The sequence below is a fragment of the Archangium lipolyticum genome (assembly GCF_024623785.1).
GTDB classification, from domain to species: domain Bacteria; phylum Myxococcota; class Myxococcia; order Myxococcales; family Myxococcaceae; genus Archangium; species Archangium lipolyticum.
The window spans coordinates 19,608-42,450 of record NZ_JANKBZ010000028.1 but is presented as its reverse complement, the minus strand read 5'-3'; the positions used below and the strand labels follow the sequence as shown (position 1 = coordinate 42,450).

The window sequence follows — 22,843 nt, the reverse complement described above, 5'->3', positions numbered from 1 at the left end:
TTGTAGCAGGTCTGGGGTTCCTCCCCTGGACAGACACACGAATAGGCTCTGTACAGATCCCCATAGGCGGACGGATTGTCGCTCTCTCTCACGAACTGCAAGATCTCGTACTTCGCCTGAGCATGAGAGGTCACGGGACTCAGCAGGCCCACGAGCCACAGGAACGCCACCAACCCCGCCCCCCATCGGCCACGGCTGTGAAAGGCACGCCAGCAATACAAGAATGGATGTGAATGATTCATGTTTCACTCGTGAGAAGAGAGAGGAGGGACGCACAACCGGCCGTCGGGCGTCGGATACACCTGGGCGCAGCGCCAGTCGGGCGGGCACTCCTGATCACCCTGACACGCACGGCTGCAGACGTAGCCTTCTTCCCGGCCAGGCTTCACGTGAAGGCAGACACCGGACAGGCACGCACTGGCGCCATTCTCCGTGCAATCCTCCCCCACCTGCTTCGTCGCCTTTTCGGCCCGCAGCGCGCGGTGCTCCGTGAGGAGCTCCGGTACCACCCCCTCGGCGGGCCCGGGCTCCACTCGCGTGCCACTACACCCCGCCCATGCTCCCGCTGCGAGCACCAGCATCCAGACAGTACGACGCACACAAGACCTCGACGGATGAGACCGCGGAAATGCGGTTGCGTCCGCCGTGGCAAACGGGGGGCCAGGGGCCCCGTCCCGTCACTTCAAGGCCTTATGCGTGGGTACTCGGAAACGACGTCCCGGTTCGCGGATGACACGTCCACGGGACGAGATGAGGGCACCGCCGTCAGCGCATCCCCACCGCGTCGATGAGCCAGAGTCCCCACACGAAGAACGGCGCATGCTCGGGCACGCGGCGGTCACTGAGCTCCCGAAACGCCAGGGCCTGCTCCAGCTCACCCAGCAGGTGGTGCTCGTTCAGGCGTCCCGCCCACTGCCTCCGGAGCTCCGGTGCCTCCGGTTCCGTGTACCCGCAGTTGCCAAGGCCGCTGATGAGCCCGCCATCCCCCACGTCGAAGCCGAGGAATCTCCAGCCATCCCCTCGCACCGATGGCATCGTCCGCTCACGGTAGGGAACCCCGGGCCAGGTGCCTTCCGCGGGTCTTCCGTCCCAGTACACGCTCACCGCGATCAGGGCGTGCGGCTCTTCCTTCACCGCTCCGAGCGTTTCCAGGCAGCCCTTCATCCGCTCCAGATCGTCCCAGAGCGGCGCGTTCGGACCCCGCCAGGCCGGCAGCTCCGCCTCGCGCAGCCCGAGCCGCTCGCACTCGCTCCCAGGGAGTCCCTCTCCAAAGAGTGACGGCCAGACCGCCGTGTCCACCGCCAGCGGCTTCCTCACGTCCTCCCGGAGCAGGTACAGCCCTCGCCGGGACTCGGGCCACTCGCGCCCCACGTCGAGCCCCAGCTCGCGTACGTCGAAGCCCAGGAGCCACTCCTCCACCGGGCCCCGCTCGCTCACGAGCAGACCCGGTTCCGGCCCGACGCCTTCGCCTCGTACAGCTTCGCGTCCGCCGCTCGCTTCAGATCCTCTGGATCCCTGTGCTCCGCCTCCAGCACCGCCACCCCCAGCGAGATCGTCACCGGGATCACGTTCTTGTCGAACTCGAAGCGCTGCTTCTCCACCAGCTTCCTCGACTTCTCCGCCAGCTTCACCGCCCCCACCACGTCGATCTCCGGCAGCAACAGCCCGAACTCCTCCCCCCCGTACCTCGCGAACACGTCCTCCCGCCGGATCTTCGTCCGCAGCGTCGACGCCAGCTGCTTCAACACGTAGTCCCCCGCAAGGTGCCCGTACCGATCGTTCACCTGCTTGAAGTGGTCCACGTCGAACATCACCAGCGCCAGGCTTCGCTCGTACCTCCGAGACCTCGACACCTCCCTCTCCAGCGCCTCCTCGAAGTACCTCCGGTTGTAGATCTGCGTCAGCCCGTCCATCGTCGTCAGCCGGTAGATCTCATCGTGGTACGCCGCCTCGATGTTCCCTCCCGCGATGTACTTGAAGATCGTCCTCCCGATCTTCACCAGATCCCCGTTGTGCAGCGCCTTCTCCCCCTGCACCGCCTCGTCGTTCACGAACGTCCCGTTCGTCGACTCGAGGTCCTTGATGTGCACGCCCCTCGTCGTGTTCGTGATGCACGCGTGGTTCCGGCTGATCGACTCCTGATCCACCTGGATGTCCGCCTTCGAGGAGCGCCCTATCAGGATCTCCTCCTTCGCCAGCTCGTACTTCCGGCCCAGATCCAGGCCGTAGATCACCACCAGCGCCGCATCCAGATTGACCGGCCGCTCCGAAATCTTCGAGATGACTGTGACGACCGTCTCGTTCTGCGCCATACCGGATAGGACGGTACCACCCGTAAATCGCCGTGAGCCAGCACACCTTCGTTTCCGTGCGCGGCTACACCGTGTACCCCTGGGCGACTGGCAGGCGATTGGGTACGCCCTTGTCCCCGCTGGACCCCTACCAACCCTCTCCCGGCCGACCCTCACCCCAGCCCTCTCCCAGAGGGAGAGGGGGCATACACGGGGCCCTCGATACCCTCACCCCGACCCTCTCCCGGAGGGAGAGGGGGAGTTGGCGAGGGTGGGGCTGGATTTCAGGGGGTGATTGTCACGGATCTCGTGCTCGTCACCGCGGGACGTAGGGTGTTGCCCTCCGGATCCACCAGCGTCGCCGTCAGCTGCACGTCCGTTCCCCTACAGCCCCCAGGCAACAACAGCTCCACCTCTCCCCTCCCCTGCGAGTCCACCACCTGCCCCTTCTCCACGTTGCCCACGCACCCCGTCCCTCCCATGAACGTCAGCTTCACGTAGCCCTCGTCCTGGTTTCCGCTCCCCACCCGGAAGGACTGCACCCTCACCTTCACCTTCGAGCCTTCCTTCACGCTCTGGCCATCCTCCGCCGGCGTCACCCACGTCACCAGCGGCCTCCCGTAGTCCAGCACCGAGTACGCCACCGTCAGCTCCCCCAGGTGCTCCAGATCCACCCCGTCCGCCTCCACCAGCCCGTTCAGGTCCACCTCCGCTCCCGCCGACGTCCCCGTCCGCCTCGTCACCAGCGCCTGCATCCCGAACGGCGCTCGCGACCCCGTGACGTCCCCGTAATACGTCCGGTCCTCGAAGGGCGCCGGTGGCACCGGCAGCCTCACCCCCACGCTCGCCCTCGCCACGTCCATCAGCACCACCCACCGGTGCTCCTCCCGGTTCGTGAACACCGCCCGCAGCACCGTCGACACCGGCAGCGTCATCGACTCGGGTGACAGCGTGAAGCGCAGCTGCCTCCCCTCCAGTCCTCCCGCCGCATCCCCGTTGTAGTTGTAACGGAATCCCTCCGGCACCGGCAGGAAGGGTCCGCCCACCGTCACCGGCGCTCCTCCCTTCGGATCGAACGGCAGCTTCTCCAGCGTCCGGTGGATGAGCACGCTGGACGCCGCTCCCGCCGTCGCGTCGTTCGCCGCCGCCGACGACGAGGCCGTGAGAATCACTTCATACGGGCTCCCCTCCAGCCCATGGTGCGCTGGCGCCATCCGCACGTTCACCAGCCCCGGCCCCGGTAGCCCCGCCTGCGTGTCCGTGTTCGGGTCCGCCGGCATCGTGTTCGCCCCCATGCCCAGGCCCAGCGGCACCACGCCACGCCCCGCCACCCGCGCCACACCCAACACCGCCGCGCTGTCCATCCACACTCCCCGGTACTTCGGCAGCGCCGGCACCCGCACCGCGAAGTGGAAGCCCAACGGCAGGCTCTGGCCCTTCGCGAAGTCGTGGTCCACCCCCGTGAAGTGCGTCTGGTCGCTGTAATCCGGCGCCCCCGTGCCCGTCCGCGGCGTCTCCTTCAGCCGGAACTGCACGTCCCGCTTCACCGAGGAGCTGAAGGTGCGCAGCAGCGGAATCGTCCGCGCCAGCAGCTGCCCCACGTCCACCGCGCCCGTCACCGAGCCCGGCGACAGCGCGGTGAGCGGAATGTCCCCCCCCAGTGCCCACGCCGTCCTCGTGCCACACGCCCCCGCCACCATCGCCTCCTCCGGATCCGTCACCCCCGCCAGCGTCGCGTCGCACGCGCCCGCCAGCCCCTGCGCCGAGACGTCCGTCGCCGACAGCGTCGTGCCCGGCAGCACCACGTACGCCCCCGCCGGCAGCGTCGCCTCGCGCGTCTGCCCCTGCGACGTGAAGCTCACCCTCCGCGTCTGCCCCACCAGCAGCGACGCCGACAGGTCCGACACCGCGTCCGGCGACGACAGCCCCGCCAGCCCCGCATGCATGTCCTGCGTCGTCGGCATGTGCAGGAACGTGCCCTTGTAGCCCCCGTACCTGTCCGCCGGGTTGCGCCTCAGCGGCAGCGCCAGATCCCTCGGGCTCCCCGTCCCCTCGTAGGCCACCGTCAGGTAGCCGTACGCCTCATGGAAGACGGACACGCTCCCCTCCTCCTCCAGCTCCGCCAGCAGCGCCACGCCGCTCGCGTCCGTCGGCGCCGTGCTCTTCACCGCCCCCTGTGCGTCCGCCGTCACCACCACCGCGTCCGCAATGGGACGGCCCGTCTGCTCGTCCGTCACCACCACACGCATCTGCCCCGGTGCCACCGCCACCCCCAACACCCCCACGCGCGCCGTGCAGGTGGCATTTCCCACCCGCGCCACCACCGCCTCCGCCGGCTCCTCCGTGGGCTCCGCCAGCACGAACGAGGCCTCCACCCCCGTGCCGCTCCCCCTCACGCTCTCCCCCTCCGCCGTCCACGTCGCCCCCGCGGGCACCACCACCGGCACGCCCGCCGCGTCACTCGCCAGCACCGAGAAGCGCGCCGACGTCCCCTCCCTCCCGATGACGAAGTCCGGCGTCACCCGGCACGACGCCACCGCGCTCGCCGCCGGTGCCGGCATGCACTTCCCATCCCTGCACACCTTTCCCGACGCCGCGCACTCCGCGTCCGCCGAGCACAACGCCACCTCGCACCGGCTGTTGTCACACCGGCAGCCCAGTGGGTTTCCGTCGCACTCCGCGATCCGGTACTCCCCCCGCTTCGCCGCCGTGCAGTCCTCCTGCGTCCGGCAGGCCGCCAGGCAGCGCGACGTCACCGTGTCGCAGAAGAAGAGCCCGGGATCCGGGCAGTCCTGATCCACCTGGCACACACCCGGCTCGACCGGCGTCGGCGGCGTGGGCCCGGGTGGCTCATCCGGACCTCCCGCGGCACAACCGGTCCACAGCAGACTCGTACACAGCAGGACGGCGCATAGCGCCTGACGAAGGGGGGGGTTCATCGGCGGCTCCAGTCGGAGGGGCAGGGAAACGGCTCCCCTCGGACCTTGTCAAGCGGGGGGCTCTCCCTCCTCCTAGCCAGCTCCATGCCGGGCCCGGATTCCAAGGGGTTGCACGCCCAACATCCCCCCGGCCCCATGACATCCATGCCCTGCATTCCCCCGTTGGCATTCACCCCTCCCCGGCCGATGATGCCTCCCACCATGGCCCGGCGTGACCCGCAGACCCTCGAACAGCTCCTCCCCCGCGTCCTCGCCCGCCTGGCCGAGCAATCCGGGAAGGCCCAGTCCCTCGTCCCCGTTTGGAACGCCACCGTGGGACCTCACATCTCCAAGCACACCCGGCCCTACACCCTCGAGGGTGGCGAGCTGGTCATCACCGTGGCCAGCGCCGAGTGGGCCCACACGCTGTCGCGGCAGGAGTCCTCCCTGCGCGAGCAGCTCAACGCCCGGCTGGGCACCGGCGCCGTGTCCGCCCTCGTCTTCCGGCTGGAGTAGCGATGCTCGCCCTCGCCCTCACCGCCCTGCTGGCGGCCACGCCCCTCTCCCCCACCACCATGGAGCAGCAGGCCTCGCGGCACGTGCTCCAGGAGTTCGAGCGCGTGGGCCGGCGCGCACCCCAGGCCGATGCCGCCCTCACCCAGGCCGCGCGCAAGCTGGCCCGCGAGGCGCTCGAGGACAGCCCCTCCGGCGCCGTGGAGCTGCTCGCCCTCACCGAGGCCGTCAGCGACGCGGGTGGGATCGATCCCAGCCCCCGCTCCTACGTCATCCGCGCCTGGGCTCGCGAGCACACCGTGGCCACCCTGCTCGAGCGCAAGGATCTCTCCCAGGAGCCCGCCACCCACATGGGCGTGGGCGTGGAGGTGGAGGGCGAGCGCGCCGCCCTCGTGGTGCTGCTGGCCGAGCGCAAGACCACCCTCCAGCGCTTCCCGCGCACCTTCGACAAGCCCGGCGCCAGCCAGAGCCTGTGCGGCGAGCTGGAGGCCCCACTGCGCTGGGCCGAGGTCTACGTCACCCTCCCCGATGGCCGCGTGGAGCGCCCCGCCCTCACGCGCGAGCAGGGCCCCTCCTTCTGCTCCCGGATCCTCTTCCCCACCGCCGGCCGCTACACCGTGGAAATCATCGGCCGCGGCGCGAAGGGGCCCGAGGTCGCCGCCCTCTTCCTCGTGGACGTGGGCGCCACCCGGCAGCGCGGCAAGGGCGAGCGGCTGGTGGAGCCCACCACCGTGGAGGGCGCCCGCGTGGCGGTGCTGGCCCGCATCAACGCCCTGCGCCGCGCCCATGGCGCACGGGAGCTGGCGCTCGACGACACCCTCAACTCCGTGGCCCAGGCCTACAGCGAGCGCATGGCCCGCGAGGGCTTCTTCGCCCACGTGGCCCCGGATGGCTCGGACCTGCGCGGGCGCCTGGCCGCCGCCGGCTCCACCTACCGCACCGCCGGGGAGAACCTCGGCCTGGCCTCCGGGCCCCTCTCCGCCCACTTCGGCATCGAGCACAGCCCCGGCCACCGCAGCAACCTGCTCGGCACGCACTTCACCCACGCGGGCATCGGCGTGGCCTTCCAGAAGCTGGACGGCCGCGACCAGGCCATCCTCACCGAGGTCTTCTCCTCCGCCGGGGCCGACAGCCGACAGCCGGTGGACCCGCTCCAGGAGGCCTACCAGACGCTCGCCTCCCACCGCGCCGCGCGTGGCCTGCCCCCGCTGCAGCGCAGCCCCGAGCTGGAGCGCATCGCCCTGGACCATGCCCGGCGTGCCCTCGCCCAGGACGAGCCCAAGGTGCAGCTGCCCGGCTCCAAGGTGCACGACCGCGTCTTCGGTGCCCTCGAACAAGCCAGGAGCGCCTCGGTGGACTTCTACGTGGCGGAGAGCCCGTCCCTGCTCCCGGACTCCAAGAGCCTCGGGGACCGCAAGAACACCGTGGTGGGGGTGGGCGCCGTCCGTGGGGACTCGCGCACCTACGGCAAGGGCCAATACTGGATGGTCGTCATCTACGCGGCCACGCGTTGAGGGTGGCTCCCGGCCGCACAGCCGGGAGCCCGCTTCGCGTTCGGCCTGACAGCGGTTTCAAATCTCAGATGGCGCGCCGCTGTGTAGCGTACGCCTCGATGCCCATCTGCGGCGGAGCCACCTGCTGGTTCATCGGGCACTTCACGCAGGTGAAGGACTGCCACCCCCGGCGCACCGCCTCGTCGAGGCAGTTGTCGTAGTAGTTGCAGTTGAGGTTGCGGTGCGTCTCGACGCCAGCCCGCTTGGGCCCGGCCTCGGGGTTGATGGTCTGCGGCAGATCAGTCGGACACGGCTTCAGCATGGAACGGAGCCCTCCCTGGTAGAGCTTGTTTCCCCCCCGAACGCATGGGACCGCGAACGGCCCGGAACGCAGATCACCTCATCGGCGACCTTTCAGGTCATGCCCTGAAAAGGCGGCACAACCTAAGAAGCGCCCCCTTTTGACGCAACCGGACAGGGCCGATTTCACGCAATAAAACTCACTTCAAGGATCTCTCCGGCAAATGCACTGACCGCCGGTGAACAACCCCTGCCCTGCCGTTGCGGGGGCCGATCTAGGGCTTGTCGGCCCGGCTGTCAAACCGCACCCTGTGTGTGCGAATTCCGACCTGGACCTCAAACAAGTTGGGAATGGAATCTCCGGGTCTGCTGTTACCCGTCCCTCGCTCACGCGATGAGAGTCTTGGAACAAAAGGAGAGGCACATGCGGCGGTGGACCGGGCTCCTGACGGTGTTGGTGGGGACAGGTGGGGCATGGGCGCAGTCCCCGGAGACGCTCGAGTCCGTCCGGCTGCATCGCTCCGACGCCCGGGAGCTCGCCCGCAAGGACCTCGAGGCCTGCGTGGCGAAGAAGTGCCCCGACGCGGGCCGTATCGCCCTGCTCGCGGGAACCCTGGCCTTGGCCGAGGGGGATGTGGCAGAGGCCCGCACCCTGTTGACCGGGGCCACCGTGGCCGAGCCGCTCCAGCCCTACCTGGCCTACTACCAGGGTCAGGCGCAGTTCTACGCGGGAGATCCGGCGGCGGCGGCGGTGGCCTTCGCCCGGGCGGCGCCGAAGGCGTCTCCGGCCCTGGCGCCGAGGGTCCAGGCCCGGCTGGGCGAGGCGCTGCTGGCCGCGGGCAAGGCGAAGGAGGCCGCCCAGGCGCTGGAGGCCGCCGCCACCGAGGATCCCTCGGCGGAGCTGCTCTTCCAGCGGGCCCAGGCGCGGCTGGCGGTGGGCAACGCCACGGGCGAGCGGGCGGACTTGAAGGCCGTGGCGCTGCGCTACCCGGCACACCCGTACGCGGACGAGGCGCTGGCGAAGCTCGAGGCGCTCAAGCCCCCGCTGAAGCTGACGCTGGCCGAGTACCTGCAGCGCTCGCGCGGGCTGCTCGACGCCGGTGAGGCGAAGCGCGCGCTGGAGGAGCTGGAGAAGGCCGAGGCCCAGAAGCTGGTGCGCGCGAAGCAGGACAAGGCGCAGGTGGCGCTGGTGCGCGCCCAGGCCCTCTACGCCACGGGCAAGAAGGACGAGGCGGAGCAGGCGCTGGCCGTGGCGCGCCAGGGGCCTACCTCCGTGGCCGCCGAGGCCGCCTACTTCACCGCGCGCCGCGCGCTCAAGACCGATGACAACCTGAAGGCCCGCGAGCTGATGGCGGCCGTGGAGAAGGGCTGGCCCAAGGAGGGCGTGGCCGACGACGCGGGCTTCTACGTCGGCTGGTTGGACCTGCAGGCCGGGCGCTTCGAGGACGCGGTGAAGTCCTTCACGGCGTTCGACCAGCGGCACGCGCGCTCGCGCAAGCGCGACGAGGCCATGTGGTTCCGCGCGCTCGCGCACATCCGGCTGAAGCAGTACGGGCCAGCGCGCGAGGTGCTCGACACGCTGGTGGACACCTTCCCGCGCAGCAGCCTGGTGCCGCAGGCGCGCTACTGGTCGGCCCGCGGCCACGAGCTGGAGGGCTCTCCGGCGGCTGTCACCGGGCCCGCGTACGAGGCCGTCATCTCCAGCGCGCCCAACTCCTACTACGCCCTGCTGGCCTCCGAGCGGCTGCGGGAGCTGGGCCGCGAGCCGCCCGCCGCCTTCCCCGAGGCACCCAAGCAGCTGGAGCGCGCCGAGGTGCCGCCGGAGCTGAAGCTGGCGATGGCACTCACCGAGGCGGGGCTGTTCCGCGACGCGGCCGAGGAGGTGCAGGCCCGCACCTCGCGCATCCACAACCAGGAGCAGGCGATGGCCTTCGCGCACGCGCTGCTGCGGCTGGGCGAGTACGGACACGCGCACGCGGTGGCCGCCCGACACCTGTGGGGCCGGGCCTTCGGGGCACGGCTGCCCGAGGCGCTCGCCGCCTTCTACCCGCGCGCCTTCGCCAACGCGGTGGAGAGCGAGGCCACGCGCTACAAGGTGAGCCCCTTCTTCGTCTGGGCCATCATGCGCCGCGAGAGCGCCTTCCGGCCCGAGGTCGCCAGCGCCGCCGACGCGCGAGGGCTGATGCAGGTGATTCCGCCCACGGCCCGGGCCATCGCGAAGCAGCTGGCGGAGCCGGCCCCGGCGCCCGCGGAGCTGTTCTCGCCCTCGCTGAACATCAAGTACGGGGCGTGGTACCTGTCCCAGCTGATGAAGCGCTTCTCCCACCCGGCGCTCGCGGCGGCCGCCTACAACGCGGGGCCCGAAGCGACGGTGCGGTGGGTGAAGGAGAAGGGCTCGCTGCCGCTGGATCTGTTCGTCGAGGAGATTCCGTTCCGCGAGACGCGCGGCTACGTGAAGCAGGTGCTGGCGGACCTGTACCTGTACCAGTCCTTCTACGGGAAGGACGCCGCGCCGCAGCGGCTGTCGCTGACGGTGCCCGCGCCAGCCACCGAGGGCGTGAGCTTCTGAGGCCGTGTAGAACACGGATATGGCCACCGAGCCCCATCGCGAGTACTGCAGACGCCAGCACCGCCTGCTGGCACATCACCTCAGCATCGAGGCGTGGTGTGCCGGCGATGATTGCATCCTCCTGGAGCGCGACCAGTTGGAGGAGTTCCTGAAGCTCGAACGCTTCAAGAGCACTCGCATCCAATGGCTCCTGGAGGATGTCGAACCCTGGTTCAAGCACACCTACCCCGTCTACTCCGGGAGCGCCCTGGACACACTTCAGGCGCTCTATCTGTCCCGGATTCCCATCGACGGGAAATTCATTGTCAAACACGATGACGTGGAGGATGTCGAAGAGCTCATCCTGTGGATGAGGAATCACGGCATCCGCATCAGCCTGCTGTATTCGATCAGCAAGCTGATTCCTCTCACGGAGGAGCAGATCGTCCCCCGGCTCGCGTTGCTCGCCTCTGGACTGGCGGAGCCCTGACTCTCGGAGCCCCGCGGTTCCTCACGGAAGGATGGCGAAGGCGCGCGCTGGGAAGCCGAACCCGTTCTCCACCTTGGGCCAGGACACCACGATGAGTGCCCCCGTGGGCGGCACCTGGTCCAGGTGGGCCATGACCTCGATCTGATAGTGCCCCTGCTCCAACACCCACTTCTGTGACTCCATCGTCGGCGTGGTGTCCGTGTCCATGGATTCATGCCCGATGGCCGTGATGTTCCGCTGCTCGAAGAGGAACTTGATGGCCGCCAGCGACCACGCGGGGAACGGGTGGCGCTTGAATCGCTCGGGGTTCGTGGTCCAGTCCTTGGACATGTCCGTCCTCAGCGCGGCGAACGCCCCCGCTGGCACCCGGCCGTTCTTCTTCTCCCATGCCTGGATGTCCTGCACCGTGAGCGCGTGGTTCGGATCCTTGGCGAGCAGCGGCGTGATGTCGATCACCACCAGCGGCAGGATCATCTCCTTGAGAGGAATCCGATCCATCGTGATCCCCTTCGCGTGGAAGTGCGCGGGCGGATCCACGTGGGTGCCGTACTGGCCCACCATGGAATAGTAGGTCGTCCGGAAGCCATCCTGCTCCAGGCTGTAGGGCCGGTACGTCTTCGGATCCGACGCGGTGGTGAAGCTGGCCTGCCCGAAGCCCTGCCACACCGGAGTGCTGGGGCTGAAGCTCTGGGTGAGATCGACGAACTTGCGCGTGGAGATGACCTTGTAGGCCTCGGCCAGGCTCATCCCATCCGCATGCGCCGCCATGGAACCCAGGGCCAGGAGCACCGCGAGCAGGTGTCGCGCCGGGGCCCTCTTCTCGAACTGACGATTGAACACGAACATGGAGACCTCCGTTGAAAGAGGTCCCCAGGCTACGTCATGCGCCCCTGTCAGAGGACCCGATTCATGTGCCTCTCAGGCCACGCTCCGGGCCGGCTGAAAGGGCAGCTCCAGCGTGAACGTGGCCCCTCGCCCCGGACCGTCGCTGTGCGCCGTGAGCGAGCCGCCCAGCTCCTGGGCCGCCAAGGCACTGGAGTGCAGACCGAAGCCATGCCCCTCCTCGCGCGTGGTGAACCCGTACTGGAAGATCCGGGTCAGCATCTCCGGCTCGATGCCCATTCCGTTGTCGCGGACCTCCAGGCGGAAGCGCTCGGCGGCGTGCGTCTCCAACCGCACCGTCAGGCGGCGCTCGTCCGGTGACACCGCGTCCAATGCATACCGGGCATTGCTGATCAGGTTGACCAGGATCATCAACGCCTTGTGCTTGTCGGTCAGCACCGGAGGCAGGGCGGCCAGATGTTTCTCCACCCGCACGTGGTGCTGGGTGAGCCCGGCCGAGTTGATGCGCAGGGCGTCCTCCACCAGCTCCGGCAGGAGCACCGGCTCGTGCATCCGGGGCGTCCTGGCGTAGTCCTGCTGCACCTTGACGATGTCTCCGATGTGCTCGGTGTACCGGCTCACGTCGTCGAGCAACGAGAGGATGCCCTGGCGCTCCTCCACCAGGTGCTGCCCCAGCTTGTCCAGGAACGGGAGGATGTGCCGGCCGCGCTCGTCCCGGCTGAGGAACGTGGCGAGGTCGTCCTGATTCGACTGGAGCAGGCCCGCCACCCGGCCCACCTGCTCGAACCGCGCCCGCCCCAGGCGCTCCTTGGCGACCTGCGTGGAGGTGTAGACGCTGTTGAGCACGTTGCCCACGTTGTGCAGCACGTTGGTGGCGATCTCCGCCATCCCCGCCCGCCGGGCCGAATCCACGAGCCGTTGGTGGACTTCCTTCAGCTCCCGCGTGCGCTCCTCGACCCGATGCTCCAGTCCCTCGTTGGCCTGCCGCAGCTCCTCCTCGCGCCGCTGCACCTGGTCGGCCATCAGCCGGAAGGCACGTGCGAGCTGCCCCAGCTCGTCGTCGCGCGAGGTGTCCAGCTCGACATGGAAGTCCCCGGCCGCCACCCGGTCCGTGGCCTGGGCGAAGGCCGCCAGTGGACGGGTGATCTGCTGCTTCATCACCCAGTACATGATGGCCAGCTCCAGCAGCAGCGACGCCAGGCCGAACAGCAGCACGTAGCGCGCCGCCGCCAGCGCGGGCTGGGACACCACGCGCTCGGGCAGCACCGTGACGAAGTCCCAACCGGGGCCCTCGAGCCGCGCGTGGGACAGGTACTCGCCGTACTCCGGCAGCTCCATCACCACCTGGCCCGGCGGCGCGGCCCTCAGCCGCTCGAAGATGCGCCTCACGTGCAGCCGCTGCTCCTCCGTGCCCAGGGTGCCAACCGTCCCGTGCTGTCCATCGCCGTGGGAGGCGTCGCTGGCGCCCTCTGGATTCAAATCGGGATGGGCGATGGGCGCCCCTTCCTCGCCGAGGATCATGTTGTACGCGCCCGGCATGTGGTCGCGGATGGCGCGGGCCATCAACTGCTCCAGCAGCACGTCGTGGCCGAACGTCGCCACGTGGCGGCCGTCGACGTCCAGCGGCGTGGAGACCGACACCATCGGCTTCCGGGTGCCCGGATCCGCGTAGATGCCGCACCAGACCGTCCGCCGCCCGGCGTTCTTCTCGGGCAGGCTCCGGATGAAGAAGTCGAGCGCGACGACCTCGAAACCGGTCTCCGCCTCCTGGCACCATTGGGGGCGCTCCGGCCAGTAGAGCACCAGCACTCCTTCCGGGAGCACGATGAACGTGTTCGTGAAGCGCGTACGGAAGGCGGGCCCGTATTGGGCGAGCACGTCATACGAGGCCAGGATGCGCCGGCGCAGCTCGGCGTCGAGCTCCAGCTTCCCGGGGATGAAGACGCCCGGCATGCGCGTGCCGTCGAAGACCTCGGGACGGTTGCGGAGGGTGCCATCGGGCATCCGCGCGAAGAGGCTGTCGAAACGTGCGCTCACGTCCTCCTGCCGCGAGGCCTGGAGCTTCTCCGCGAGGGCCTCCTTCAGGACGGCGTGATTGTCCTGCGCCAGGAGGAAGATGCCCTGCTCGCGCTGGCCGCGCTCCACGACATACCGCTCCAGCCGCCCGAGGTTCTCGGTGCGCACCGAGTGCAACACGTGGAGGTAGCTGAAGAGCGTGGCCAGGGCGACGACCCCGGCGATGCGCACGCCCATCTTCACGAGTGTCGAACGGGAGAGGGAGGCCGCCGGACGGTGGGAAAGCAGCATGTCGCGCTCTGCCTCGGCTGAGGGGTCCGCTATTGGACATTACTCGGAGCTTCTCGAGCAGTACGAGAGACTCTCAGCCGCGCTCCCTGGCCACCAACGACTGCACCAGCTCGCGCAATTCTTGCGCGGAGAAGGGCTTCTCGACCCGGTGGTTGACGACCCGCTCCAGGAAGGCGCGGGCGTTGGGCGTGAAGGCGCCTCCGGTCAGGAACACCATCCGTCCGGCCAGTTCGGGTGAGCGGCGCTCGAGCTCCTGATGCAGCTCCATCCCGCTCATCTCCGGCATCATGATGTCGCACAGGATGACGTCGAAGCGCTCGCCGCCCAGGAGCCGCGCACAGGCCTCGCGCGCGCTCGTCAGCGTCACGACGTCGTGCTCCCGCTGGAGCGTCCGGCGGATCGACACTCCCAGCATGGGCTCGTCATCCACGACCAGGATCCGGCCCCTCCTCGGTGCCGCGGGGGCCTCGCTGGAGGTCCGCGACCCAGGGACCTGGAGAGAAGCGGCCGGAGACGGGGCCTCCCTCGTCGCGGCGCGCAGGATGACCCGGAAGGTGCTCCCCCTGCCCACCTCGCTCTCCACCTCCATCCGTCCACCGAAACCGCTCACGATGCCGTGGCAGATCGGCAGCCCGAGCCCCGTTCCCACTCCAATGGGCTTGGTCGTGAAGAACGGCTCGAACAGCCGCTCCAGGTGCTCCGCCGGGATGCCCGAGCCCGTATCGCGCACTTCGACCACCACCTCCTCGGCATGGGGCCGGGAGATGACGCGGATTTCATTGCGCTCCACCTGCCCCTCGGGGATGGCCTGCGCGGCATTGACGAGCAGGTTCAGGAACACCTGTCCGATCCGGCTCTCGTTCGCCTCGACCACCAGCCCCTCCGAGAAGTCACACACCAGCCGCGCGCGGTGCCGGATCTCGTTGGAGGCCATGCGGATCGCCGTCTCCAACACGCCCCGCACCTCCACGGGTCCCGGCCGCGCGTCCTCGTCCGCGCGCGAGAACAGCTTCAGCTGCCGGACGATGTCCCGGACGCGGCCCGCCCCCATCTGCGCGTCGGCGATCAGCTTGCGCAGCTCGTCCTGCTGCGTTCCCGACCGGGGGAGGACCTCTGTCTCCACGTGGCCCAGGGTGGCGATCGTGTAGGCGAGCGGGTTGTTGATCTCGTGCGCGATTCCCGCCGCGAGCGTCCCGAGCGAGGCCATGCGGTCCGAGAACATCAGCCGGGACTGCATCTGCTTGCGCTCGGTGAGGTCCCTCACGATGCGGACCAGCCCCGGCCGGCCATCGAACACCACGGGCGTCTGGGCGAGCTCCACGGAGACGAGGCCCCCCGTCTTGCGCAGGAGGCGGACCTCCCCTGGCGGCATCGCCCGCCTCGCCTTCGTCGCCTCGCGGAGACCCTGGAGGAGCTGCGGCTGATCCTCCGGGTGGATGAAATACTCCTCCAGCTCGGTCACCCGTTTCCCCACGATCTCGTCCGGTGACGAGCACCCGAGCAGCGAGAGGAGCGCCAGGTTGGCGTAGAGCAGGTGCGTTTCATCCAGCACGGCGATTCCATCGGGCAGCCGCTCGGTGAGCTCCCGGAAGCTCTCATGAGAGCGGCGCAACTCCTCCAACGTGCGCGCGTGCTGGAGCGCATAGCGGATGGAGCGATCCAGGAGCGTCGGCGTCAGCTGCGACTTCTCGAGGAAGTCGGCGGCCCCGGCCTCCATCGCCTGATGGTCGAGCGCGTCATCCCCCAGCGAGGTCAGCAGGATGACCGGGCCACGCCACCCCCTGCGCCGCGCCTGCTCGAGCAGCTCGAGCCCGGTGAGGGCTCCGAGGCGATGGTCGAGCAGGCACACGTCATGGCGCCCCGACGCCATCTCCTCGAGCGCCTGCTCGCAGGTCCGCGCCCATTCGAGCACCATCCTCCGGCGCGGGCCCAGGGGCCGCAGCGCTTCACGCGTCAGGAGGTAATCATCTTCATCATCCTCGACGAGCAGGACGCGGATGGGACGTGAGGCTTGCTCCGGGTCAGACCGCATGGGGGACAATCGGCTCTCTCCACTTCAGGAAGCTCACCTGTCCGAGTGTTGCTCGAGCGGTAGCGTGACGATGAATGCCGCCCCCTCCCCGGGCGAGCTGTGTGCCGTGATGCTTCCGCCGTGCCGCTCGGCGATCTTGCGGCAGATCGCGAGACCGATCCCCGTGCCCTCGTACTTGCTGGTGCGCCCATGCAGGCGCTGGAAGACATTGAAGATGCGGTCGACGTACTTCACGTCGAAGCCGATGCCGTTGTCCTGGACCACCAGCTCGCACCGGCCGGCCTTCTCATCCACCGTGCCGCGAATGGAGATGGAGGGCGCCACGTCCTCGCGGCGGAACTTGAGGGCGTTGCTCACCAGGTTCTGGAGCAGTTGCCGCATCTGTATCGGATCGGCATCGAGCACGGGCAGCTCGCCTATCGTGACGGCCGCCCCCTGCTTCTCGATGGCCGTCTCGAGATCTCCCAGGACATCGCGTGCGATCTCCGCGAGCTCCACGCGGCTGAAGGGTTGCGCCTTCGAGGCCACCCGGGAGAAGGAGAGCAGATCGTCGATCAGCCGGCGCATGCGGGCCGATGCGCCATACATCCGCTCGAGGTAGCCGAGCCCCTCGGGGCCCAGCGCGGCGGAGGACGTCGCCTTCAAGCGCTCCGCGAAGGTCTGGATCTTCCGCAGCGGCTCCTGCAGGTCGTGCGAGGCGACGTACGCGAAGCTCTCCAGCTCGCGGTTGGACTGCTCCAGACGGAGCTGGGTCCTCTTGAGGTCGGTGATGTCGGTGAGGATCACCGTGAAGCCGACGATCTCCTGGCCCACCTTGATGGGACCCACCCGGGCCGCGTACCACTCGGCGCCGGTGGTGGCCGAGGGCCGGGCCTCGTAGCCGTCGGGCACTCCCGTGGCGAGCACCCGCTGGATGGCGGCGCGGGCATTCTCCACCGACTCCGGGGCGATGAAGTCATAGAGGTTGGCGCCCACCACGTCCGCCACCGTCTGCCCGGGAATGGTGAAGTTGAGGAAGCGGATCCTCGCGTTCACATCACAGGTGAACATGATGTTCGGCGACTGCTCGATCAGCGCCTGGATGCCGAACGCATCCTCCACCCGGGTATGGCGTGTCGCGAGCTGGGCCGCCAGGTGATGGAGTGCCTGGGCCAGCGGAGCGAGAGGACCTCCGCTGGTGCGGCACTGCGCGTGAGGCTCGTTCGCCGCCATCCGGGAGACGAGCTCGAGCAGGTCCTCGAGCGTCGTCTCGTTCGCGGGTGCGGTCCCGGGATTTTCGTTATGAGGATGAACGCCCATGATGCCTTCTCGGCGCTCCATCCAGACGAATCGTCCCCCATCACGAGCCGCTGTCGTGGAGCAACCCCGGACTCCCACAGCCAGGTGGATTCGTATGCACACCTAACACAGCGCCCAAACATGTAAAGTGGCTGACACTTTACATGTCCGCACGTCCGCCGGGCAGCGCATCAGGCGCAGCGCTCAGGTGCGTGCCTGGGCGTAGGCCACCGCGAGCTGCCCCGCGAAGCGGGCGTTGTTCGTCAGCAGCGCGAGGTTGGCGCGCAGGGTTTTACCGCCAGTGCGCCGGGCCATCTCCGAGAGCAGGAAGGGCGTCACCGCCTTGCCGCGGATGCCCTGCCGGTCGGCCTCGGCCAGGGCGGAGGCGATGTGCAGCTCCACCTCGTTGCGGGGCAGCGACGTCTCCTCGGGCGGAGGCAGCGTGAAGAGGATGCCGCCCTGCCCCAGCGTCTCGAAGCGCGCCCGGGCGACGCGCGCCGCCGCCACCGCGTCCTCCACCTGGTGCTCCAGCATCAGCCCGGACGAGCGGCTGTAGAAGGACGGCAGCTCGTCGGAGCCCACGCCGATGACGGGCACCGCGGCGCTCTCCAGCGCCTCCATCGTCTTGGGCAGATCCAACACGGACTTGGCCCCGGCGCACACCACGGCCACCGGGAAGCGCGCCAGCGCCCAGATGTCCTGGGAGATGTCCAGGTGCTCGGCCACGCCCCGGTGCACGCCGCCGATGCCGCCCGTGGCGAAGACGCGGATGCCGGCCGCCGCCGCCAGCTCGCACGTGGCGCTCACGGTGGTGCCGCCGGTGGCGCCCCGGGCGATGGCCACGGCCAGGTCCCTCGAGCCCAGCTTCAGCAGGCGCTCACGGCCCTCGGCGAGCCGGCGCATCTGGATCTCCTCCAGCCCGATGCACACCTGCCCGTCCACCACGGCGATGGGCGCGGGCACGGCGCCCGCCCGGCGCACGGCCTCCTCGCACGCCCGCGCGGCCCCGAGGTTGTCCGGGTACGGCAACCCCTGCGCCACGACGCTCGTCTCCATCGCCACCAGCGGCGCGCCCTGCTCCTTCGCGCGCCGGACCTCTTCGGAATAACGCAAGTCCATATGTCCGGCATATACGCCACGGGCGGCCGGACAGGACAAGCAAGGAGGCACGAACCGTTGGTGGTGCACGCACCTGCTGTCCATTGCCAGCACAACCCGGGGGCTGTATGCCGCACCCGCCTTGAGCTCCCCGAGCACCACCGCCGCCGCTCCCGTTTCCGCAGACGCCCCCCGCGCGCTCTCCCTCTCGGATCTCGCGCTCGTCCTCGTCGTCATCATCTGGGGCACGAACTACACGGTGGTGAAGGAGGCGCTGGGCTCCTTCCCGCCGCTGGCCTTCATGGCGCTGCGCTTCGCCATCGCCGCGGTGGCCATGGCCGTGGTGCTCCACACGCGCGAGGGCTGGAAGCCCCTGCCCCGCTCCACCCTGCTCAAGCTCGTGGGGCTCGGGTTCGTGGGCAACACGCTCTACCAGCTCTGCTTCATCCTGGGCCTCTCGCACACCACCGCCGCCAACAGCGGGATGCTCACCTCGGGTACGCCCGTGCTGACGGCGCTGCTGGGCGCGGCGCTGGGCGTGGATCGGATCCGCAAGCCGCTCGCGATGGGACTGGTGCTCGCGGTGCCGGGCATGCTGCTCATCGTCAGTGCCCGCGGCCCCGAGCTGGACGCGGCCACGCGCCAGGGCGACCTCCTCATCCTCGGCGGCTCGCTGTGCTGGGCCCTCTACACCGTGGGCCTCCGCTCGCTCGGCGCCGAGCTGTCCGCGCTGCGCATCACCGCGCTCACGATGATCACCGGCGCGCCCGGGGTCATCCTGATGGGCCTGCCCTCGGTGGCGGATCTGAAGGTGGAGAGCATCGGCCCGGGCGCCTGGTTCGGCCTGGTGTACTCGGCGCTCATCCCGCTGGTGCTGGCCTATGTCGTCTGGAGCCGCAGCGTGCAGGCGGTGGGCAGCAGCCGCACGGCCATCTACAACAGCGGCACGCCCGTGGTGGCGGCCGTCACCGCGTGGCTGGTGCGCGGCGAGCAGCCCACCGGGTGGCAGATCCTCGGCGCGGGGCTCGTCATCTCCGGCGTGCTCGTCAGCCGCAGGCGCTGAGGCCTCGGGGGCTCACACGCGCCGCCGCGCCACGGTGAGGCCGTAGTCCTCGATCTTCTTGTCCAGCGTGGGCCGGCTGATGCCCAGCATCCGGGCGGCGACGATCTTCTTCCCGCCGGCCGTGCGCAGGGCCTCGGCGATGGCGTCGCGCTCCAGCCGGGTGACGCGCTCCTGGAGGGTGAGCGGCGAGGACGAGGCACTGCCCTGCTGGATCTCCGGCGGCAGGTTCAGCGCGTGGATCTGCGAGCCGGCGTGCACTTGCGCGAGCCGCTCGGCGAGCAGGCTCAGCTCACGCACGTTGTGCGGCCAGTCGTAGTCCACGAGCAACCGCCGGGCCTCGGGGGTGAGCACGGGAGGTCCCATCCGGGTGGCACGCGCGCCCCGGGTGGCGAAGAGCTCGAAGAGCATGGGGACGTCGGCGCGGCGCTCGCGCAGGGGGATGACCTGCAGCTCGATGCCCGCGAGCTGCCGGACCAGCGAGGCCTCCACCTCCCCCTTCGCGGCGAGCACGTGAAGCGGGGCGCTGGTGGTGACGATGAGGCGGAAGTCCACGGGCTCCTCGCCGCCCCGCCGCGCCGGCGCCGTCTTGCGCGCGAGCAGCCGGGCCAGCCGCTCCGCCATGGCGTGCGGGAGGGCCTCCACGTGGTGCAGCACCAGCGTGCCCCCGTCCGCGACGAGCAGCGCCGAGGACACCGGAGGCTGGCCGGAGCCGCTGGAGCGTCCGAAGAGCACCTCCTCCAGGGAGGCCGCCGCGTCCCGGCAGTCCACGCGCACCAGGGGGCCGAGGGCCCGGGGCGAGCGCGAGTGGATGTAACCCGCGCACAGGCTCTTGCCGGAGCCGGGCTCGCCGGAGATCACCACGGGCGCGGCGCTGGCGGCGGCGCGGCGGGCCTGCTCCACCACCTTGCGGAAGGGGCGCGAGTTGCCGGCCATGTCCACCCGGGGCGGTGCCCCGGCGCGCGAGCGCACCGCCACGTAGGCCTCGCCCGCGAGCCGTCCCAGCATGGCCGCCAGCCGTCCATCGGCCTCGGAGAAGGGAGGCTCGGAGCGCTCCACGTACAACAACCCGAAGGGCTGCCCGCCCGAGGCCACCAGCGGTGAGCACAGGGCATTGGCCGTGCGTCCCTGCTCGGAGCGCTCCAGCGCGGTGAGGGCCATGTCGCGGGGCACCTCCACGGAGGGCGCGCCCACCACGGCCGCGGTGAGCAACCCCTTGATGCTCCCGAGGAGCGCCGCCGCCGCGTCCGCGTGCAGCGCATGCAGCGCTTCCTGCGCGGCGAGCCGCAGCACCATGGCCTCGCTGGTGGCGCCCAGCAGCGCCGCCCCCGCCGAGTACAGCGCCGCCTCCGCGCCCACGTGCGGCAGCACCTCCTCGATGGGGAGGTGACTCGCGTCACCCGGGGCCGAGCCCACCAGCGCGGCCGCGCCGAGCGGCTCCACGAGCACCGTCGTCTTGCCCACCAGGACGCGATCGCCGGGGTGGAGCACCACCTCGCCGGAGATGCGCTCGCCATTGACGGCCGTGCCGTTGCGCGAGCCCAGGTCGGTCAGGCGCACCTGTCCATCCACCACGGCGAAGCGCGCGTGGCGGCGGGACATCTGGTCGTCCTCGGGGAGGGGAATCTCACACGAGGGGCTGCGGCCGATGGTCGCCTCCGCTACGACCTCGTAGCGAAGGCCGGCGGAGGGGCCGGAGAGGAGCAACAGGGCGGGCATGGGGGCGGGCCGCGATGCTACACCGGCCCTCTACATCGGTCGCTCGGCATTCAGCAGGGCACGGACCTCTTCCTCGTCCAGGGTACGGCCTTCGCGGCTGAGCGCCAGCGCGTTGATTTCGGCCTCGGGGACCTCGACGTGGGCGCCCTTGCGCCACTCGGTGGTGTGCACTGCCCCGTCCACCAGGCGGCCGACCACGATCCCCTCGTCCCAGGAGAGCACCTCCATCCACAGCTGCTCCGTCACCGTATTGCCCTCCGGGTGGGTCTCGAAGGGGGAGCGCACCACGAAGGTGAGCGGCTCCATCAGGCCCCGGCGCAGGAAGCGCGCCTTGAAGGCCGGCAGGAGCGCCTGGGTCTCCCGTTGCATGGACTCGGTGCGCTCGGTCGGCTCCTGGGCGAAGCGCTCCCGGAAGGGCCTCAGCAGCTCCGCGGTGTTGTGCCGCCCCTGCGGCGACACCACGGTGAGGAACAGGCCCTCATGGCCCTCGAAGGACTCCAGGGGCACCCCGAGCAGGTTCGTCCGCGCCTCCTCCGAGGGCACCAGCATGAAGGTCTGCCCCTCGCTGGTTCCCATCTCCGTGCGCAGCGCCGGCACCTGCCCGAAGGCCAGGTCCGTGCACAGCTCGTGGAGGAAGGCCTCGGCGGGAAGCAGGTCCTGCTCGCCCAGGTGGAAGATCTCCAGATCCCTCGCGCCGAACTTCTCCATGCCGTGCGAGTGCACCCATAGGGGGGTATCCCCCTCGATGACCTCCACGGCGTGGAGGTTGAGGTGGTCGCGGATGTCGAAGTCCAGCTCGGTGAGCTCCGCCACGTCCTCGGCCTCGTGGACCTTGGACGAGGTGATGTCCACCAACACACCCTCCGCGTGCAGCAGGAGGATTCGGGCGCACATCAGCGCCACGAAGACGGGGACGGTGGGCTGGGGCGAGCCCACCTCGAAGGCGAAGCGGTAGAAGCTCCGGGCCCGGCCGAGCGACGACAACGCGGGCTCGCTGCCGGAGAACAGGTCCGACGTCCACTCCTGGGGCGTGGGCCGCTGCTCGAAGACGACCTCCACGCGGACGCCCTCGGCCTCCACGTTGAAGCCCTTGCCGTCCGCTCCGGGGAGGAAGGTCATCTCCTCGGATTCGAAGGAGGCGCGCAGCGCTTCCAGGGACACAGGCGAACCGCGAGAGCTGGCGACGAGGTAGACCTCCTTCACAGGTGCTTCTCGATCTGTCGGAAGAGGTCCACGCGATCCACCAGGTTGGTCAGATAATCCAGCTTGTCCGTCGGGAGAACGAGAATGGGGGACAATTTGTAGCCAGTGAACCATTCCTCGTACAGGTCGTTCAGCCGCTTGAGGTACGAGGTGGGGATGTCCTGCTCCATCTCCCGGCCGCGCAGACGGATGCGCTGGCGCAGGGTCCGTACGGGACACCGCAGGTAGATCATCAGATCCGGCGGGGCGAGCGTCTCGGAGATGGACTCGTAGAGCTCCCGGTACATGCCCCAGTCGCGCTTGTCGATGTAGCGCTGCCGGTAGAGGTTCTTGGCGAAGATCTCCGCGTCCTCATACAGGGTGCGATCCTGCAGGGCGGTGCCAGGGGAGCGTTCGAGCTGGCGATGGAGACGGAACTTGGCCGTGAGGAAGAAGAGCTGGGAGCGGAACGCCCAGGTCTTCATGTCCTTGTAGAAGTCGGCGAGGTAGGGATTCTCCTCATTGGGTTCGAAGAAGGGAGTGAGGCCGTACTTCCGGCAGAGGAAGGACGTGAGCTCCGTCTTCCCGGCCCCGATGTTGCCCGCGATCGCGATGAACTTCTTCCTGGCCAAGGCGCCTCGCTTGTACCCCCACCGGGCGGCACACACCAGAGACAAGGTGACATGGTACATACGGAACAGAGGCCGGAGGCTCCACTGTTCGTGCGTTTCCGGCGGTACAGCGGGGGCCAGGGCCCGTGTGGTGGGCTGC

General features: G+C 69.5%; 17 protein-coding genes. 5 read left to right on the top strand and 12 right to left on the bottom strand.

Annotated features, from left to right (window positions below):
- Positions 1-765: 765 nt before the first annotated feature.
- The 3 genes from NR810_RS39555 to NR810_RS39545 all read right to left on the bottom strand — a co-directional run bounded on the left by NR810_RS39555 (position 766) and on the right by NR810_RS39545 (position 5,230).
- Positions 766-1,437 carry a hypothetical protein gene (locus NR810_RS39555; RefSeq protein ID WP_257460217.1) on the bottom strand — a complete coding sequence of 224 codons (672 nt, stop codon included), beginning with the start codon at positions 1,435-1,437 and terminating at the stop codon, positions 766-768.
- Complete coding sequence (locus tag NR810_RS39550; RefSeq protein WP_257460215.1) at positions 1,434-2,312, bottom strand: GGDEF domain-containing protein; 879 nt, start codon at positions 2,310-2,312, stop codon at positions 1,434-1,436. The genes NR810_RS39555 and NR810_RS39550 overlap by 4 nt, the downstream gene beginning before the upstream one ends.
- A 263-nt stretch (positions 2,313-2,575) precedes the next feature.
- Positions 2,576-5,230, bottom strand: a complete 2,655-nt coding sequence (locus tag NR810_RS39545) for a carboxypeptidase regulatory-like domain-containing protein (protein ID WP_257460214.1) — start codon at positions 5,228-5,230, stop codon at positions 2,576-2,578.
- Between the two features lie 201 nt (positions 5,231-5,431).
- Here NR810_RS39545 and NR810_RS39540 point away from each other — a divergent pair, with 201 nt between their 5' ends.
- Entirely contained in the window at positions 5,432-5,725 is a 294-nt protein-coding gene (locus tag NR810_RS39540) for a DUF721 domain-containing protein (RefSeq protein WP_257460213.1), read from the top strand.
- Between the two features lie 2 nt (positions 5,726-5,727).
- Entirely contained in the window at positions 5,728-7,236 is a 1,509-nt protein-coding gene (locus tag NR810_RS39535; protein WP_257460211.1) for a CAP domain-containing protein, read from the top strand.
- A 64-nt stretch (positions 7,237-7,300) separates the two neighbouring features.
- Here the strand turns inward: NR810_RS39535 and NR810_RS39530 are convergent, their stop codons facing one another.
- On the bottom strand, positions 7,301-7,534 hold the full coding sequence (locus tag NR810_RS39530) for a hypothetical protein (RefSeq protein ID WP_108076015.1): 234 nt from the start codon (positions 7,532-7,534) through the stop codon (positions 7,301-7,303).
- 405 nt (positions 7,535-7,939) lie between these two features.
- On the opposite strand from NR810_RS39530, the gene NR810_RS39525 reads away from it, so the two are divergent.
- Positions 7,940-10,084, top strand: a complete 2,145-nt coding sequence (locus NR810_RS39525; RefSeq protein WP_257460209.1) for a lytic transglycosylase domain-containing protein — start codon at positions 7,940-7,942, stop codon at positions 10,082-10,084.
- 19 nt (positions 10,085-10,103) lie between these two features.
- Positions 10,104-10,553, top strand: a complete 450-nt coding sequence (locus NR810_RS39520; protein ID WP_257460208.1) for a hypothetical protein — start codon at positions 10,104-10,106, stop codon at positions 10,551-10,553.
- A gap of 21 nt (positions 10,554-10,574) precedes the next feature.
- Here NR810_RS39520 and NR810_RS39515 read toward each other — a convergent pair whose 3' ends face one another.
- The 5 genes from NR810_RS39515 to NR810_RS39485 form a co-directional block, all read right to left on the bottom strand.
- The gene (locus tag NR810_RS39515) at positions 10,575-11,399 is read right to left on the bottom strand and encodes a cyclase family protein (RefSeq protein ID WP_257460206.1); all 825 of its coding nucleotides are present in this window, start codon (positions 11,397-11,399) and stop codon (positions 10,575-10,577) included.
- A gap of 72 nt (positions 11,400-11,471) precedes the next feature.
- A complete protein-coding gene (locus tag NR810_RS39510) occupies positions 11,472-13,703 on the bottom strand; it encodes a sensor histidine kinase (RefSeq protein ID WP_257460205.1) in 2,232 nt (743 codons plus the stop codon).
- 73 nt (positions 13,704-13,776) lie between these two features.
- Positions 13,777-15,735: a hybrid sensor histidine kinase/response regulator gene (locus NR810_RS52355; protein WP_306818903.1), complete on the bottom strand. Its 1,959-nt coding sequence runs from the start codon at positions 15,733-15,735 to the stop codon at positions 13,777-13,779.
- A 33-nt stretch (positions 15,736-15,768) separates the two neighbouring features.
- Entirely contained in the window at positions 15,769-17,034 is a 1,266-nt protein-coding gene (locus NR810_RS39490; RefSeq protein WP_257460204.1) for a sensor histidine kinase, read from the bottom strand.
- 183 nt (positions 17,035-17,217) lie between these two features.
- A complete protein-coding gene (locus NR810_RS39485) occupies positions 17,218-18,132 on the bottom strand; it encodes a pseudouridine-5'-phosphate glycosidase (protein WP_257460203.1) in 915 nt (304 codons plus the stop codon).
- 121 nt (positions 18,133-18,253) lie between these two features.
- Here NR810_RS39485 and NR810_RS39480 point away from each other — a divergent pair, with 121 nt between their 5' ends.
- Positions 18,254-19,174 (top strand): DMT family transporter, encoded by a 921-nt coding sequence (locus NR810_RS39480; RefSeq protein ID WP_257460201.1) that lies wholly within the window; start codon positions 18,254-18,256, stop codon positions 19,172-19,174.
- 12 nt (positions 19,175-19,186) lie between these two features.
- Here NR810_RS39480 and NR810_RS39475 read toward each other — a convergent pair whose 3' ends face one another.
- Genes NR810_RS39475 through NR810_RS39465 form a run of 3 tightly spaced genes read right to left on the bottom strand, consistent with a single transcriptional unit; the run spans position 19,187 to position 22,704 of the window.
- Positions 19,187-20,890, bottom strand: coding sequence for a sigma-54-dependent Fis family transcriptional regulator (locus NR810_RS39475; protein ID WP_257460199.1), 1,704 nt, complete (start codon positions 20,888-20,890; stop codon positions 19,187-19,189).
- A gap of 30 nt (positions 20,891-20,920) precedes the next feature.
- On the bottom strand, positions 20,921-22,093 hold the full coding sequence (locus tag NR810_RS39470) for a DUF2314 domain-containing protein (RefSeq protein ID WP_257460198.1): 1,173 nt from the start codon (positions 22,091-22,093) through the stop codon (positions 20,921-20,923).
- Positions 22,090-22,704: a deoxynucleoside kinase gene (locus NR810_RS39465; protein WP_257460196.1), complete on the bottom strand. Its 615-nt coding sequence runs from the start codon at positions 22,702-22,704 to the stop codon at positions 22,090-22,092. The genes NR810_RS39470 and NR810_RS39465 overlap by 4 nt, the downstream gene beginning before the upstream one ends.
- Positions 22,705-22,843 lie beyond the last annotated feature (139 nt).